Annotated in this window: 15 protein-coding genes; 1 reads left to right on the top strand and 14 read right to left on the bottom strand. The window is 58.1% G+C overall.

The window, feature by feature from the left end; translation table 11 throughout:
- Positions 1–44: 44 nt before the first annotated feature.
- From AR456_RS04750 to nrdR, 14 genes are all read right to left on the bottom strand, one after another.
- On the bottom strand, positions 45–467 hold the full coding sequence (locus tag AR456_RS04750; RefSeq protein WP_021820210.1) for a hypothetical protein: 423 nt from the start codon (positions 465–467) through the stop codon (positions 45–47).
- 175 nt (positions 468–642) lie between these two features.
- Positions 643–1,365, bottom strand: coding sequence for a copper resistance protein B (locus tag AR456_RS04745; RefSeq protein ID WP_417935334.1), 723 nt, complete (start codon positions 1,363–1,365; stop codon positions 643–645).
- 55 nt (positions 1,366–1,420) lie between these two features.
- Complete coding sequence (locus AR456_RS04740) at positions 1,421–3,256, bottom strand: copper resistance system multicopper oxidase (RefSeq protein ID WP_021820208.1); 1,836 nt, start codon at positions 3,254–3,256, stop codon at positions 1,421–1,423.
- A 137-nt stretch (positions 3,257–3,393) separates the two neighbouring features.
- Positions 3,394–4,728, bottom strand: coding sequence for an ATP-binding protein (locus tag AR456_RS04735; protein ID WP_021820207.1), 1,335 nt, complete (start codon positions 4,726–4,728; stop codon positions 3,394–3,396).
- Entirely contained in the window at positions 4,709–5,374 is a 666-nt protein-coding gene (locus AR456_RS04730) for a response regulator transcription factor (protein ID WP_021820206.1), read from the bottom strand. Before AR456_RS04730 ends, AR456_RS04735 begins: the two co-directional genes overlap by 20 nt.
- A gap of 79 nt (positions 5,375–5,453) precedes the next feature.
- On the bottom strand, positions 5,454–5,933 hold the full coding sequence (locus AR456_RS04725; RefSeq protein ID WP_021820205.1) for a cupredoxin domain-containing protein: 480 nt from the start codon (positions 5,931–5,933) through the stop codon (positions 5,454–5,456).
- 181 nt (positions 5,934–6,114) lie between these two features.
- A complete protein-coding gene (locus AR456_RS04720) occupies positions 6,115–7,386 on the bottom strand; it encodes a DUF945 family protein (protein ID WP_021820204.1) in 1,272 nt (423 codons plus the stop codon).
- Positions 7,387–7,448: 62 nt separating this feature from the next.
- Positions 7,449–7,922, bottom strand: a complete 474-nt coding sequence (locus AR456_RS04715; RefSeq protein ID WP_021820203.1) for a phosphatidylglycerophosphatase A family protein — start codon at positions 7,920–7,922, stop codon at positions 7,449–7,451.
- Positions 7,919–8,878, bottom strand: coding sequence for a thiamine-phosphate kinase (gene thiL / locus AR456_RS04710; RefSeq protein WP_021820202.1), 960 nt, complete (start codon positions 8,876–8,878; stop codon positions 7,919–7,921). Before thiL ends, AR456_RS04715 begins: the two co-directional genes overlap by 4 nt.
- 13 nt (positions 8,879–8,891) lie before the next feature.
- The gene (gene nusB / locus AR456_RS04705) at positions 8,892–9,392 is read right to left on the bottom strand and encodes a transcription antitermination factor NusB (RefSeq protein ID WP_021820201.1); all 501 of its coding nucleotides are present in this window, start codon (positions 9,390–9,392) and stop codon (positions 8,892–8,894) included.
- Positions 9,389–9,892 (bottom strand): 6,7-dimethyl-8-ribityllumazine synthase, encoded by a 504-nt coding sequence (gene ribH / locus AR456_RS04700; RefSeq protein WP_021820200.1) that lies wholly within the window; start codon positions 9,890–9,892, stop codon positions 9,389–9,391. Before ribH ends, nusB begins: the two co-directional genes overlap by 4 nt.
- Before the next feature lie 111 nt (positions 9,893–10,003).
- Positions 10,004–11,167: a bifunctional 3,4-dihydroxy-2-butanone-4-phosphate synthase/GTP cyclohydrolase II gene (gene ribBA, locus AR456_RS04695; protein ID WP_031208514.1), complete on the bottom strand. Its 1,164-nt coding sequence runs from the start codon at positions 11,165–11,167 to the stop codon at positions 10,004–10,006.
- A 168-nt stretch (positions 11,168–11,335) separates the two neighbouring features.
- Positions 11,336–12,466 carry a bifunctional diaminohydroxyphosphoribosylaminopyrimidine deaminase/5-amino-6-(5-phosphoribosylamino)uracil reductase RibD gene (ribD, locus tag AR456_RS04690; protein WP_021820198.1) on the bottom strand — a complete coding sequence of 377 codons (1,131 nt, stop codon included), beginning with the start codon at positions 12,464–12,466 and terminating at the stop codon, positions 11,336–11,338.
- On the bottom strand, positions 12,463–12,957 hold the full coding sequence (gene nrdR, locus AR456_RS04685) for a transcriptional regulator NrdR (protein WP_021820197.1): 495 nt from the start codon (positions 12,955–12,957) through the stop codon (positions 12,463–12,465). Before nrdR ends, ribD begins: the two co-directional genes overlap by 4 nt.
- A 204-nt stretch (positions 12,958–13,161) precedes the next feature.
- Here nrdR and AR456_RS04680 point away from each other — a divergent pair, with 204 nt between their 5' ends.
- Complete coding sequence (locus AR456_RS04680; RefSeq protein ID WP_021820196.1) at positions 13,162–14,949, top strand: sugar phosphorylase; 1,788 nt, start codon at positions 13,162–13,164, stop codon at positions 14,947–14,949.

Below are 14,949 nucleotides of genomic sequence, written 5' to 3'. Positions count from 1 at the left end.
CACAAAAAGGTCGAGCCAACAGGCTCGACCTTTTTGCGGATCCATCAATAATCGACGTGTAGTTCGTATCGATTACTCAAGCCTTCCGACTTTCCTGCCGGAGTCCAGCCGGAGACTTCCAGCTCATATGCTCCCGGTTGCAGCTGACGGGAAAGATACAACTCTCCTTGATAGCTCGATGACTGCGCAATACTGCGCCCGCTATCATCGTATAACGTGGCCTTGATGAAACTGCTATTACTCGGCTCTCCTGCCGGCTGCTCACTGGACAGCCGTAGCATTGTCGAGCGATCGACCTCCAACTCGTAACGTTTCGGCGTTTTCAGTGAGAGTATCTGAGTGTTGGAAATCCCCCTCTCCAACCTCTCAGCTTGTCCTGCACTTGCTCCCATACTAGCCGACACCGAGGCTGCCATTGACATGGATATCGCGATAATCATGGTCTTGAAAACCGTCTTCATATTCATGAAAAGCTCCTTATTCACGGGTAACATCTTCAGAGTAATATCACCACCTGAAACAGAGCTGAAAACACACATCCATCAATAAAAAACGCCACCTTGAAGGTAGCGTCAATATTTCAATAAATGCAGATACTGGTTTATAGGAGACATTTCAAAAGCATAAGTTCAGGACACTGGATCAAAACATCAATCGCACGCCAGCCACTACCCCAGTATCTTCTGTAGCATCACCCGCGACACGTGAGAAGTCTGCAGTGTTTCCATACTGCTTTTCCCACCAGGCTCCCACATAGGGCGCGAAGCGCCGGGTCACTTCATAGCGCAATCTTGCGCCCACTCGCACACTGTTGAGGCCCTTGCCGACACCAAACTCCTCGACTTCACTGGCAGCGACAGCGATTTCAGTGCGCGGCTGAAGATAGACACGCTGCGTCAGGCGCAGGTCGTATTCGCCTTCCAGACTCAACGCAACGTCGCCATCGTCACTGATTTGCAGGGCGCTATCCAACTCGATGCGATAAGGCATGGTTCCCTGAAAACCAATCACACCATAAGTGCGTTCTTCATGGTCATCCGAAAAGACGCCCCCCTGGTACCCCACACCGCCCTGAAGCTCCCAGAAATCTGCGATCAAGCGACTGTAGAGTAGCTCCAGTGATTCGAACTCGGCATCTTCTCCATCTCCCTGGACATTCTCTCCTTCTGACTTGATATACAGGCGATTGACATCACTGCCATACCAGGCCTGGAAGTCCCAGACCAGAGCCTCCTTACCTTTGTCAGGGACCGAGTACTCAAGCCGGTCAAACAATGCCATCCCCATGTTGTGCTCCATCATTGGGGAAGGCCAATGATCCGGCGCATCATAGCCATCCGCTGCATGGGTCACAGAAGACATCATCGCCAGCACAGTACCAACACTCACTCCGAGAATATTCCGGTTCATGTCTTCTCCCTCATGCGACCTGGACGACGCGAAACATGCCGGCTTCCATGTGATAAAGCAGATGACAATGGAAGGCCCAGCTGCCCTCGGCATCCGCGGTGATCAGTGCCGAAACACGTTCACCGGGTTTGACATTGAGCGTGTGCTTGCGGGGAATCAGCTCTCCATGACCATTTTCCAGCTCCATCCACATGCCATGCAGGTGAATGGGGTGTTCCATCATGGTGTCGTTGATCAGAATCAGACGCAGTCGCTCATCTCTGGCGAAGTGAATGGGACCAGTCACTTCACTGAACTTCCGGCCATCGAAGGACCACATGTAACGTTCCATATTGCCGGTAAGGTGCAGCTCCAACTCACGACCTGGCTCACGACGATCCGGCCATGGCGTCAGGGCCATGAGGTCGCTATAGACCAGTACACGTCGCTCCAGTGGGTCGATTCCGATACCAGCCTGATCATAACGGGACCCTGGTTGGGCCTGCCCTGACATCAGCATCCCATTGGCATTCATGCGCTCATGCTCGGCAGGCATGCCGCCCGTCCCGGAGTGATCCATGCCCTGCATTCCGGAAGCGTCCATCTCCTGCATCCCGGAATGGTCCATCTCCTGCATCGCCGAGTGGTCCATTTCCTGCTCGGAGGGATGATTCATGCCATCCATCTCCGGCATGTTGGCATGTGCCATACCCTCCATTCCTTGCATGTCGTGCGCTCCCATAGCTTCCATGCCACGATCCGCAATCCTGCGCCGGGAAGGAACATCCACACGCATGCCTTCACGAGGCGCCAGAGTAGCTAGCGCATAGCCACTGCGATCCATGCTTTCGGCGAAGATGGGATAGGCGGTGTTATCTTCCGGCGTGACGAGAATGTCATAGGTTTCAGCCACACCAATGCGAAACTCATCGACAGGAACCGGTTGCACCGGCTGGCCATCGGCCGCCACTACAGTCATCGTCAGTCCGGGAATACGTATATCGAAGTAGGACATCGCCGAGCCGTTGATCACCCGCAGACGCACCCGTTCACCAGACCTGAAGAGTGCTGTCCAGTTCTCTTCCGGAGCGTGCCCATTGATCAGATAGGTATAGGTACTGCCGGTGACATCGGCGATATCTCGTGAGCTCATACGCATTCTCGCCCACATACCACGCATCTCAGCGGTAGCGGCAAAGCCCTTGTCACGCACATCGGCAAAGAAGTCAGCGACGGTGCGCTCCTGGAAGTTGTAATAGCCTTCGGCAGTTTTCAGATTACGGAACACCGTCATCGGCGCTTCGAAGGTCCAGTCGGTCAATAACAGGACATGTTCCCGGTCATAACGGAAGGGCTCTGGCTCGGCGGCATCAATGATCAGCGGGCCTGCATGCCCCTCTTGCTCCTGGAGACCGGAGTGGCTGTGATACCAGTAGGTACCATGCTGGCGTATCGGGAAACGATAGGTGAAGGTTTCTCCTGGTTCGATGCCGGCAAAACTCACTCCCGGCACCCCATCCATCTCCGGGGGAAGAATCAAACCATGCCAGTGAATGGACGTAGGTTCGTCGAGCAGATTGGTCACCCGCAGAACCGCATCCTGACCTTCACGCAATCTGACCAGCGGCCCAGGGCTGGAGCCGTTGATGCTGATGGGATTGGCTGCCTGACCGTTGATGGGAATGGATTCGCGACGAATGGTCAGCGATACCTCAGGGCCTTCCTCAACACCTTGGGCATAGGTATTACTCTGCCCCCATGGAGAGGCCCAGGCCGGGACCAGTGCCGCCATCGACCCCAACGCCACACCGCCCTTCAAGAGTTGACGGCGTGACAGTGAATGGGGGGTGATTCTCGAACTTGCCATGCGTGACTCCCGTCGATCTGCAATATCTCCATGATGACGAGAGAAGCTGAATTACAGCTGAAAGAGCGCACCGCCAGGCCGTCGGCTTGAGACCAATGAAGACCAATTCAGTGAAAGCGGGGTCGATAGGAACGAGTTCAATGAAAACCTTCCTTGAGCGGAATAGTGATCTCGACACGCAGGCCACCGCCTGGGCAAGCATCAAACCGGAGCTGCCCCGAGTAGCGCTTCACCAGCTGCCTCAGAATCGACAGTCCCAGCCCATAACCGGGATACTGCTCATCCAGGCGTAGCCCCCGCTGGCCGAGGCGCGGAAGGTCATCAATGGCAACACCGGAACCATCATCCTCGACCACGATGCTGACCTGTGCGTCCGCCGTCAGCTGGCACTGTATCTCGTGGCGGGCCCACTTCCCCGCATTGTCGAGCACAATGCCAAGCATCTCGGAATAATCCTGCGATTCGATCGCCACCGAGCGCTCCGCCTCTGCCGATAGCATCAGGTTGAATTGCTTTTCGGGGTAGAGTCCCCGGAACATCTCGATCAGACGAACACTGTCACGCTGCAGGTGACTGAAGCGCCCTGCATTGGGGCCAGCGATCCGGGCACGCCTCAGCTCGGCATCCAGTTGTCTGTGAATATCTTCCAGTCGCTGCACCAACTTGCGGCGACGTTCTGCATCAATGGGACGCTCACCTCTCAATACCTGAGTGACCGCAGCCAATGGTGTCTTGAGTGCATGAGACAGGTTGGCCACCGAGTCACGTGAGCGCTGCAGGCGACGGTCAATCTCATCCAGAAAGTGATTGAGCTGTGCCACCAGGCGATCCAGCTCCGACGGTACATCGGTGGACAACCTCTCACGCTTGCCCGTCTGCAATTCCTCCAACTCATCTCGGATTCGCGACAGTGGAATCAGACCACCATTGATCGCCAGTAGATTCAGTACCATCAGCAACACCAGCAACCCTGCGGCTATTCCAGCCACCCACCAGTGCAGCCTCCCGAGGCCTGCTTCAACCTGAGAGAAGTCCTCCCCCATCAGCAGAACGCCTGCTGCTCCATTCAGCGTAAAGTGGTGTCGATAGATCAGCAGATGCTGATCCCCCTCCTTGAACTCGAGCAACTCCTCGCCTTGTTGATCAAGGAGAGGCGCCAGGGTCTCGCGCCAGTGCTCATCCGATGACGAAATCTGCTCGCCAACACGTAATACATAAAGGTGATGGAGGATTCGGTAGCGACGCTGGGACGACGACGGCGTGATGGTTGTCGTGTCATATTGCTGCTCAAGTACTTCGATGGAATGGTCTGCTTCTCGTTGCAGGCGGTCACCGAGAAAGTCTCGTGCCAGATCCTCCAGCAGAATGCCATGCAGTATCCAGGTCACTCCCACCACCAGCAGTGAGATGCCGGATAACCCCAGCAGCAGTCGAGTACGCAAACTACGCCGGTCAACGCGAAACAAGTACATACCCCTGCCCCCGACGGGTCTCGATCATCGCCTTGCCGAGGTGACGCCGTAGGCGAGCGATATAGACTTCCACCAGGTTCGGCGCGGCAATATCCTGGTCCAGCGCATAGAGTTGGTTGAGCAGGTGATCCTTGGACAGGACACGGTTGGGGTGGTGCATGAAGTAGCGCAGCAACAGGAATTCCGTACCTGTCAACGCAATCCACGCCCCTCCATCAATACTTATCCGCTGCCCCGCCTCATCCAGCGCGACACCATTGAGCGAAAGCTGCTGAGTGACGTTTCCTGAACGCCGACGCAGCAGCGCCTTGATGCGTGCCACCAACTCAGCTTCATGAAAAGGCTTGGTCAGATAGTCATCGGCTCCCTTCTCCAGACCAATCACCTTGTCATCCCAGGTGTCTCGAGCAGTCAGAATCAACACAGCAAGATCCTGGCCCTGCCGACGCCATTGCGAGAGCAGATCCAACCCCGAGCCATCCGGCAGCCCGAGATCGAGTATCGCCAGCTCATAATGCTCTGTCGCCATGAGAGCTTTAGCCATCTTCAACGAAGTGGCCAGGTCGATGCGATAGCCGTGATGCTTCAGAGTGTCAGTCAAACTCTCGGCAAGCAGGTCATCATCTTCGAGGAGCAACAGTTTCATGTGCCTGGTTCCATATGGCTGGTTTCATATGGCTGGTTTCGTGCGCCCGCTTGTATGTCTATGCAATGCTTCACAAGACTCACTTCTGCAGTTCGAAAGCCCCGAACATTCCCGCCTCATAGTGCCCGGGAATATTGCAGGCATACTGCAGATTGTCGGCATTCTCGGGCACTGTCCAGATCAGTTGCGCTGTCTCGCCCGGCATGATCGAGACCGATGCCATGCCATCGCCATGTCCGGACTCGGTCATTTCGTGTCCACCATGGCCACCACTCATTTCTCGCATCATACTGCGATGCTCCGCCTGAGAGCTGACATTCCCGATCACGAACTCATGTTCGAGGTTACCGGTATTGGCGATTTCAAAGCGAATTGTCTCACCGGGTGAAATCTCGAGCTGCCTGGGGTCAAACCACATATCCCCCGCCTGGAAGCGAATGGTGCGGTCAACATCAGCATCACTTGCCGCAGCGTGGCCTGCTCCGTGTTCTCCGGCAGCGACTGCTACTCCAGCGGTCAAGCTGAGGGTCAGTGCCAGCAATGTCTTGCGCATGATCATGGAAGTCTCTTTCATGGTGCAGTGAAGAGACTCTCTTGTACCCCATCAACCTGAATCATGGCTGAACGCCACTCTGAAGTATCGATTGCTGCAGCACTGTTTATCAGGAAAGCTCGACAAGAAGAGCCGAGTTGGTTACCGCGAAGGGCCTATGGATTGCAGTGTCAGTTGGTGCCCGAAATCAGTTGGTGCCCGAAAGAGGGAGACGCTGTTTCAGTACCGGAGGTAACGGACGCCCATTGATCCACAGCTGGCCCTTGACCACATCGATGGTGACGGTATCCGTTCCCAGCGGCTGGCCCAACCAGAGCGCCACCATGGCCGGCACCTCAGCCCACTCGAAATCACCGTCAAGGCGTGCAATGAAGCGCTTACGCATGTCGGGATCCTGGAGCTCCAGAGGACTGAGCTCATCCAGTCGTCGTGAGTCGAGAATCAGGGTTCCATCACCCTTCACTGATAGCCCAAGCATCGGACTCTCGAGATCAATTCCGGCGATGTCCAGGCGTGGCGAGTCCTGCAACAGATTGGCAAGTGCCCGATCAAGCTCCTCTCGCTGATCGGAAGGCACACCCTCGGTGGCTCTGCGTTGCAGCAATGCCAGCAACTCGCGCAATGCATCAGCGTTGATACGTGACACTTCCAGTGACAACACGCCATCGAGCAGCAATTGCTCACCGGAGTAGATCTCACCCACATCCAGTTGACTCTGTACGCGAAGCTCGCTGTCATCCAGCACCGTATGTGTCTGGACCACAAAATTGGTGCCGTCGATGCTGGCCAGAGGGTGACGCAGGCTAAGCGCGTCAATGGTCAGGCGATCCTGCTGACTGAAATGCAGGGCTCCGGAGGTATAGGCATAGCGACTTTCCAACCTGGAGGGACCTATCTCCAGCACTGCATCATTACCATCGCGCAGCTGCCAAGGCTCCATCTGCAACTGCACACGCCAGTCGCCATAGATGCCACTGAAGTTGACCAGTCCGCCACCGAAGCTCAATGAGCGAGGCTCATCATTCAACGGTGACTGACTGATCACGAAGGGAGCAAGCTTGAGCTCGCCGCTGAGCGAGCCGCCCAGCGTCCGATAATGAGCTTCCCAGTAGGGAGGGGCCGAGGCCAATGCTTCTCCGAACAGCAGTCGATCATCCTCACCAACATGGATGTTCAGGTCGCCCACAATGCTGGTATCAATCACTCCATGGCGCGCTTCATAGGGCATTACCAGATGCCAGGAATGGCCAAGCAGTGGAGAAAGATGAATCACGCCGGATGAATTCAACCAGCCACGTTCGACTTCGGTACGCGATACCTGCAAGTCACCACGAGCCTGGAGATCCGCCAGAGCACGGGCCAGTTCGCGTTCAAACAACACACTGGCGAGATACTGTGCAACTGCCCAGGCGAGCGCTACCACCACTACCACCGGGACGATCCATCGTTCCTTGCGCATCACCCACTCCACTCGACAACACTGGCTCTCAGGTCAGAGTCGTTCCATATCGGTCGGCACCATCAGTGCAGCCAGAACCACAGGTGCATGGTGCACCACGCATATATCCCAGCGAGGATGTCATCAATCATGATGCCGAACCCCCCAGCTACGCGGCGGTCGGCCCAACGAATCGGCCAGGGCTTGATGACGTCAAAGACACGAAATACCGCGAATCCCCAGAGCGCAGCCTCCCAGGAAAAGGGCACCGCGGCCATGGTGAGCCAATAGCCGACGAACTCATCCCATACAATGCCCGAATGATCATGAACGCCAAGGTCCTTCGACGTCTTGTCACATAGCCAGACGCCCCAGACAAAGGTGATGGCGATCGTCACCAGATACCAGCCGAGCGTCAGCTCCGACAACAGCCAATAGAAAGGGATCGCTGCCAGAGTACCGAAAGTACCGGGAGCGAAAGGCGCCATCCCGCTGCCCAGGCCGAATGCCAGAAAATGCGTCGGGCGGTGCCATACACTTGCAGGAGCTTTATTCATGGCGTTCCTCCCGAAAAATGCTGCCATCCTCGGCGAGCCGCGGAGGAAACTCCCTGAATGCCCTGCCCTGCATGAATATGGCCTATCGGCGTCAGTTGCAGGCCGATGGATGCCAGAGCATTGCATGCCTCATCGAGGTGCTTCGGAGCCAGAGTCACCAGCAGTTCGTAATCATCACCGCCAGCCACGGCGGCCTCGAGAGCGACAGTCTCGCCCAACGCAGCAGCCAATCCGGGAGCGAGCGGTAGACGCTCCATATCGAGCGTAGCACCGACACCACTGGCATCCAGTACATGCCCGAGATCGGCCAACAACCCATCGGAGATATCAATCGCCGCGGACGCATGCCCCACCAACAACTGCCCGGCAGCCAGGCGTGGCTGCGGCAACAGGTAGCGGGCCAACAGCGGGTGATCGAGATCACGCTCACCTGCCTGCCATAACGCCAATCCTCCTGCGCCACCACCCAAGGCACCGGTCACTGCCACGATATCCCCTGGCTGGGCACCATCACGGCGCAGCGCCTGCTGAGTCGCCACTTCTCCCATGACGGTGACACTCACGGCACGCTCTCCCGCCGTGACGTCCCCTCCGGTCAAGCTGACGTCCGTAGCGGTACACAAGGCATGGAAGCCACGTGCGAACTCGGCAACCCAATCGTCATCAACCGACGGTATAGCCAGTGACATCAGGCACCAGCGGGGGCGGGCCCCCATCGCCGCCAGGTCACTGAGGCTGACCGCGAGAGCACGATGACCAATCACCCAGGCCGGTGCATCGGCAGGAAAGTGCCGCCCCTCAACCGAGGTATCGACACTCACCACCAACTGCTGTCCGACACTGGGCTCCAGCAGACAGGCATCATCCCCTGTGCCCAGCGCGACACCCGCATCAGGGCGGCGCTGGGTTGCATCTGGCGCTAGCCAGCGCGCAATGAGCTCGAATTCACCGTGCATGAGAACGCAACCTTCAGCGGCGACGGGCACTTACCTCGGCACTACGCAACCGGCTTGCCAGCTTGTCGAGAATACTGTTGATGTACTTGTGGCCATCGGTTGCGCCGAAGGACTTGGCCAGTTCGACCCCTTCATTGATGACCGCACGATAGGGAACTTCCAGGCGATGCGACAGTTCATAGGAACCCAGGCGCAGGATAGCCAGTTCGATGGGGTCGATATCCTCGAGGCGACGATCAAGCAAAGGTGCGATGGAAGCATCCAGATCCGCACGATAGCGCGCCACATTATGCAGTAGCTCATGGAACAGGGCCAGATCGGCAATTTCCATGACCTTGAGCCAATTCTCGTGGTTCTCGAGATCATCATCCGGTAGCTGGCTGCGGAACTCGGCTTCAACCGCAGTGATCGACTTGCCGGTCATCTGCCATTGGTAGAGGCCTTGTACCGCCAGTTCACGCGCTGCGCGACGACTCTGCTGGGCACGGGACGGCGCCTTCTGCTCACGACTCATGACGCACTCTCCTGTGAAGCTTCATCGTCACCGAAACAACGCAGCAACGAGACCATCTCCATCGCTGCCATGGCCGCCTCGACGCCCTTGTTACCGGCCTTGGTACCGGCACGTTCGATGGCCTGTTCGATGGAGTTGACGGTCAGAACACCGTTGGCCACCGGGGTGTCGAATTCGAGCTGCAGGCGCGACAGTGCTGAGTTGCACTCGCCAGCCACATGCTCGAAATGCGGGGTGCCGCCACGAATCACCGCGCCGAGGGCGATCACCGCATCGGGGCGTGCGACCTCGAGAACGCGCTTGATCGCCAACGGAATTTCCCAGGCACCCGGCACATGCACGATATCGATGGCTCCGGCATCGACACCATGACGCATCAGACTGTCGACGGCGCCTTCAACAAGGCTGTCCACGACATGATGATTGAAGCGGCCCACGACAATAACGTAGCGGCCTTCGACGTCGACAAAGGTACCTTCGACCTGGGAAATGGAATGCATCTCGATTCTTCCTGATAACACCGGCACTATCGCCAGCACGAGTGGCCCGTGGGCTCGCTCATGAACAACATTTAACGCCGGGTGGCCCTTTGGGCCACCCGGCGCATGAATTCAGACTGACTCGTCAGTCTCACTGCCTGTCTGAGCAGGAGTCACCTGCTCAACAACCTCAAGGTCAAACCCTGACAGGGCCGAGAACTTCCATGGCGAACTCAGCAGCCGCATGCGGCCAACGCCCAGTTCGCGCAGGATCTGTGATCCGGTACCGATGGTCAGGTAATTGCCGGCACCATCGGATTCGCTACCGCGAGGTGTACGGCGACGCTCGAGGAACACCTGCAACAGATCATTGAGATCCTGACGCTGACGCACATCATCGAGCAACACAAACACGCCCTGCTCGGAGTTTGCTACCGCCTCCAGCGCCTGGTGAGCTCGCCAGGAAACATCCTCGCCCTTGATCAGACACAGCAGATCGCGCATCTCATTGGCCAGATGCACGCGCACAGTGGTGGTGACTTCCGGGGTTGGTGAACCTTTGACCAACGCCAGATGATGCGCCTGCTGAATACGATCGCGGAACACATGCAGTGTCAATTCACCATAGGCGGTCGTTACCGGCAACTGCTCGACCTCTTCCACTGTCTGCTCATTGTGAATGCGGTAGTGGATAAGATCAGCAATAGTCCCCAGCTTGATGCCATGTTTCTCGGCAAATTGCTCCAGCTCGGGACGGCGCGCCATGGTGCCGTCTTCATTGATGACTTCACAGATGACGCCACTGGGATCACAACCGGCCAGGGCGGCCAGATCACAGGCCGCTTCGGTGTGCCCCGCACGACGTAATACGCCACCCGGCTCCGCCATCAACGGGAAGATATGTCCCGGCTGGACGATATCCTCGGCCACCGCGTTGCGGGCGCTGGCTGCCTGTACGGTACGCGCCCGGTCAGCAGCCGAGATACCGGTGGTCACGCCCTCCGCCGCCTCGATCGACAACGTGAACTTGGTACCGAATCCAGAGCCATTGTCCTGCACCATCAAGGGAAGCTTGAGCTGCTCACAGCGTTCGCGAGTCATCGGCATGCAGATAAGGCCACGGGCATGCACTGCCATGAAGTTGATATGCTGCGCTTCACACTTCTCGGCGGCCATGATGATATCGCCTTCGTTCTCGCGATCCTCATCATCCATCAGAATGACCATGCGCCCTTGACGAATGTCTTCAACGAGCTCGGCGATCGGGGCAATGCCCTTGCTTGAGGAGTGCGACATGAAGTCTCCCTTGAAACCAATCGGAACATCAAGCGGCGCAATCCAGGTGGCGCCAGCAAATGCCGGAAACGGCGTCAGGTTACCGTGGCAGAACGCCATGCGCCAGTAACGCCGGATTATTCAGCCTTCAGGCTGCTCACAAACCCGATGAGTGGAGGCGGGCCTGCTTCACTTCTTCTCAGGGCGGGCAAGGATACGCCAATCCTGCCCCAGAGCGCGAATATCGACAATCTCCAGGCGCCGCTGCTGATCCATACGTTCGATGCCGGGCAGTGCCAGCAATGGACGCGCTTCACTGCCGAGTAGTGTTGGTGCGACATACAGGCGCAACTCATCAACCAGATCGGCATCCATCAGCGCGCCGGCCAGGGTCGCGCCGGTTTCCACCAACAGTTCATTGCACTGCTCATGCTGAGCCAACCAACCCAGCAGCACCGTCAGATCGACGCGACCATCACCTCCTGCGGGCAACTCGATGACTTCAGCGCCTGCGTCTTCGAGCCTCGCTCGGCGCGGACCTGCCATGCCATCAACGGCCACGACCAATGTCCGTCCCGGCTCGGTCAAACAGGCCGCCGCCAGGGGCATGCGCAGTTGACTATCCACTATCACACGCAGCGGTTGACGGGCCGAAATTGCCTCAGCATCATCCAGCCCCAATTGCTCGGCACGCACGGTCAAGCGGGAGTTGTCGAAGATGATCGAGTCAACGCCGCTGAGAATGGCACAGCTTTCGGCACGCAAACGCTGCACGTCGCGGCGGGCCTCCGGGCCAGTGATCCACTGAGATTCCCCTGAAGCCATGGCGGTCCGTCCATCCAGGCTCATCGCCTGCTTGAGACGAACCCGCGGCCGCCCTTCCAGCATGCGCATGATGAACCCTGCGTTCAGCGCTCGTGCATCGACTTCCAGGCAGCCAACTTCTACCTCGATACCGGCATCACGCAGCTTCTGGCTTCCGGTGCCGGCGACCACCGGATTGGGGTCTTCCATCGCCACCACAACCCGCGCCACACCAGCCTCGATCAACGCCTCGCAACACGGACCGGTACGGCCATGGTGAGAGCAGGGCTCCAGCGTCACATAGGCCGTCGCTCCCCGCGCCGAAACACCTGCGTCCCGCAACGCATGGATCTCAGCATGTGGTTCACCGGCCCGCAGGTGGAAGCCCTCACCAACCCGCTGCCCGTCCTTGACCAGCACACACCCGACCCGCGGGTTGGGCATGGAAGTATAACGACCGTGCCCTGCAAGCTGCAGGGCACGGGCCATCCATTCATGATCCAGCGCCGTTGTCATCGGCCATCCCCACGCGTCGATCCATCCGGAGAGAAGCCTGGCTCCTGCGCAAGACGATCGATCTCGGCTCGGAACTCATCGATATCCTGAAAACGCCGATACACCGATGCGAAGCGAATATACGCCACCTGGTCCAGGCGCTTGAGTGCGCCCATGACCTCTTCTCCGACAACCCGTGCGTGTACTTCGCGCTCACCGCGAGCACGTAGTTGCTGGCGAATACGTTCTACGGCCGCTTCGATGGATTCGGCACTAACCGGACGCTTTTCCAGCGCACGCAACATCCCCGCACGCAACTTGGCTTCATCGAACACCTCTCGAGTGCCGTCAGCCTTGATGATACGCGGCATCACCAGTTCAGCGGTCTCATAAGTAGTGAAACGCTCGCCGCACTCAGCGCACTGACGACGACGGCGTACCTGGTCACCTTCAGCCACCAGTCGAGAATCGGTCACACGGGTATCTTGGGCGCCGCAGAATGGGCAGTGCATAGTTGGGCTATCCAGCTCTAATCCTTGTTCCCCTAGTGTACCGGTTGACGGACGCTGCGGACAGTTCCCGCGCACCTGGCATGACTTGTGCTTGTCATGAACAGGAACATCTCAATGCTGGATACTCTAGTCGTGCAGGGGCTGTAGCGTGAATGCCACTCGCCGACACCCGATTCGGCCAACTTCCATGACCGGGAGAACAACATGTCGATCGATGCCCCTCTACCGCCACCGCCATCCCGCGATCAGTTCGAGCAGCGTGCCACCCTGCTGATCGACATGCTCTACGGCCAACGCCGTGACGAAGTCATGCGTCGATTGATGCGCCTGATCGATGCCCATCGCGATGACCTTGCGCACTTGCATGGTGCAGGTCCAGCGCCATTATGGAGCCAGGCGGACCAATGGCTGATTGTCTACGGCGACTCGCTGCTGGAGGACCAACGTCCACCGCTGGCGGTACTAGACGAGTTTCTGCAGCACCGTCTCGGTGACGTCTTCAGTGGTGTGCACGTGTTGCCTTTCTTCCCCTGGAGCAGCGACGACGGGTTCTCGGTCATCCACTATCGCGAGGTCAATCCCACCCTGGGCGATTGGCAGGACATCCGCCGCCTGGCCGGACATCGCGATCTAATGGTCGATCTAGTGCTCAATCATGTCTCACGGGAATCACTGTGGTTCGCCGACTATCTCGGAGGCAGTCTGCCCGGCCGCGATTTCTTCATCGAGATGGATCCCGACACCGAGCTCTCCGATGTCGTTCGTCCGCGCAGCTCACCGCTACTGGTGCCGGTATCCACCCGGCGCGGTTTGCGTCACCTGTGGGCGACCTTTTCCGAGGACCAGATTGATCTCAACTTCGCCAACCCGGATGTGCTGCTGGAATTCGTCGGTATTCTGCTGTTCTACCTTGAGCAGGGCGCACGGATCATTCGGCTCGACGCTATCGCCTATCTGTGGAAGCACCCGGGCACCAGCTGCATTCACCTGCCGGAAACCCATGCGGTGGTCAGATTGCTGCGCTTGATCGTCGATCACCTGGCGCCCGGAACCCTGATCATCACCGAGACCAATGTGCCCCATGCCGAAAACATCAGCTACTTCGGTCTTGAGCGATTGTCGTCGACAGAAGAAACCAGCCGACCCGACGAGGCACACCTCGTCTATCAGTTCACCCTGCCACCATTACTGCTGCATACGCTGACCAGCGGTGAGGCCAGCACTTTGGCGCGCTGGCTGACGAGTCTTCCGCAGCTACCACCGGGTTGCAGCTACCTCAACTTCACCGCCAGCCACGACGGCATCGGTGTACGCCCGCTGGAGGGTTGGCTGGAGTCGCATGACATCGAAGCCTTGATGGCACTGATGCAACGCTTCGGGGGATTCGTCAGCATGCGCAGCCATGCGGATGGCAGCGATAGTCCCTACGAGCTGAATATCACCTGGTTCGACGCCATGAGCGGTACCCGCAAGGGGCTGGATCCATGGCAGGTCGAACGCTTCCTGCTCAGCCAGCACCTGATGCTGGCCCTCAAGGGTATTCCGGCGATCTATCTCCACTGCCTGACGGCGACCCAGAACGATCACGAAGGTGTCGAGCACAGCGGCCACCTGCGCGCCATCAACCGCAAGCGCTGGCAGAACCGGGAACTGGAAGAACTTCTGGACAGTCGCCATACACCAACGCGGGAGGTGTTCAGGGCCTTGACCCGGCGGCTATCCATCCGCCGACGCGAACCCTGCTTTCACCCCGATGCCGGGCAACGTGTCGTCGCCTCACCGCCGGAGCTACTGATCATTGAGCGCGGCCCCTTGAGCGATGGCCGGCGCCTGCTGGCCATCCACAATATCACCGACCATCGACAACCATTGCCGATCGCGGAGCTGACTTCCCCCGACTGGTGGGATTGTGTCGAAGACTGCATCTGGCAACGTCAGGACAGTATCGGTCCGTATCGCACCTTATGGTTGGTGGAAACTTCCGAGCCCTGA

Source organism: Halomonas huangheensis (genome assembly GCF_001431725.1).
GTDB lineage: Bacteria > Pseudomonadota > Gammaproteobacteria > Pseudomonadales > Halomonadaceae > Halomonas > Halomonas huangheensis.
The sequence above is the reverse complement of the archived record's forward strand: the minus strand, read 5'-3'. Positions and strand labels throughout refer to the sequence as shown.

Bases quoted from the DNA above. Each gene is read 5' to 3' on its own strand.
- ribBA (WP_031208514.1), bottom strand. From the start codon at position 11,167: ATGTCGCACTCCTCAAGCAAGGGCATTGCCCCGATCGCCGAGCTCGTT.
- ribH (WP_021820200.1), bottom strand. From the start codon at position 9,892: ATGCATTCCATTTCCCAGGTCGAAGGTACCTTTGTCGACGTCGAAGGC.
- AR456_RS04680 (WP_021820196.1), top strand. From the start codon at position 13,162: ATGTCGATCGATGCCCCTCTACCGCCACCGCCATCCCGCGATCAGTTC.
- AR456_RS04730 (WP_021820206.1), bottom strand. From the start codon at position 5,374: ATGAAACTGTTGCTCCTCGAAGATGATGACCTGCTTGCCGAGAGTTTG.
- AR456_RS04715 (WP_021820203.1), bottom strand. From the start codon at position 7,922: ATGAATAAAGCTCCTGCAAGTGTATGGCACCGCCCGACGCATTTTCTG.
- thiL (WP_021820202.1), bottom strand. From the start codon at position 8,878: ATGCACGGTGAATTCGAGCTCATTGCGCGCTGGCTAGCGCCAGATGCA.
- AR456_RS04735 (WP_021820207.1), bottom strand. From the start codon at position 4,728: ATGTACTTGTTTCGCGTTGACCGGCGTAGTTTGCGTACTCGACTGCTG.
- nusB (WP_021820201.1), bottom strand. From the start codon at position 9,392: ATGAGTCGTGAGCAGAAGGCGCCGTCCCGTGCCCAGCAGAGTCGTCGC.
- AR456_RS04750 (WP_021820210.1), bottom strand. From the start codon at position 467: ATGAATATGAAGACGGTTTTCAAGACCATGATTATCGCGATATCCATG.
- AR456_RS04720 (WP_021820204.1), bottom strand. From the start codon at position 7,386: ATGCGCAAGGAACGATGGATCGTCCCGGTGGTAGTGGTGGTAGCGCTC.
- ribD (WP_021820198.1), bottom strand. From the start codon at position 12,466: ATGACAACGGCGCTGGATCATGAATGGATGGCCCGTGCCCTGCAGCTT.
- AR456_RS04740 (WP_021820208.1), bottom strand. From the start codon at position 3,256: ATGGCAAGTTCGAGAATCACCCCCCATTCACTGTCACGCCGTCAACTC.
- nrdR (WP_021820197.1), bottom strand. From the start codon at position 12,957: ATGCACTGCCCATTCTGCGGCGCCCAAGATACCCGTGTGACCGATTCT.
- AR456_RS04745 (WP_417935334.1), bottom strand. From the start codon at position 1,365: ATGATGTCTTCTGTGACCCATGCAGCGGATGGCTATGATGCGCCGGAT.
- AR456_RS04725 (WP_021820205.1), bottom strand. From the start codon at position 5,933: ATGATCATGCGCAAGACATTGCTGGCACTGACCCTCAGCTTGACCGCT.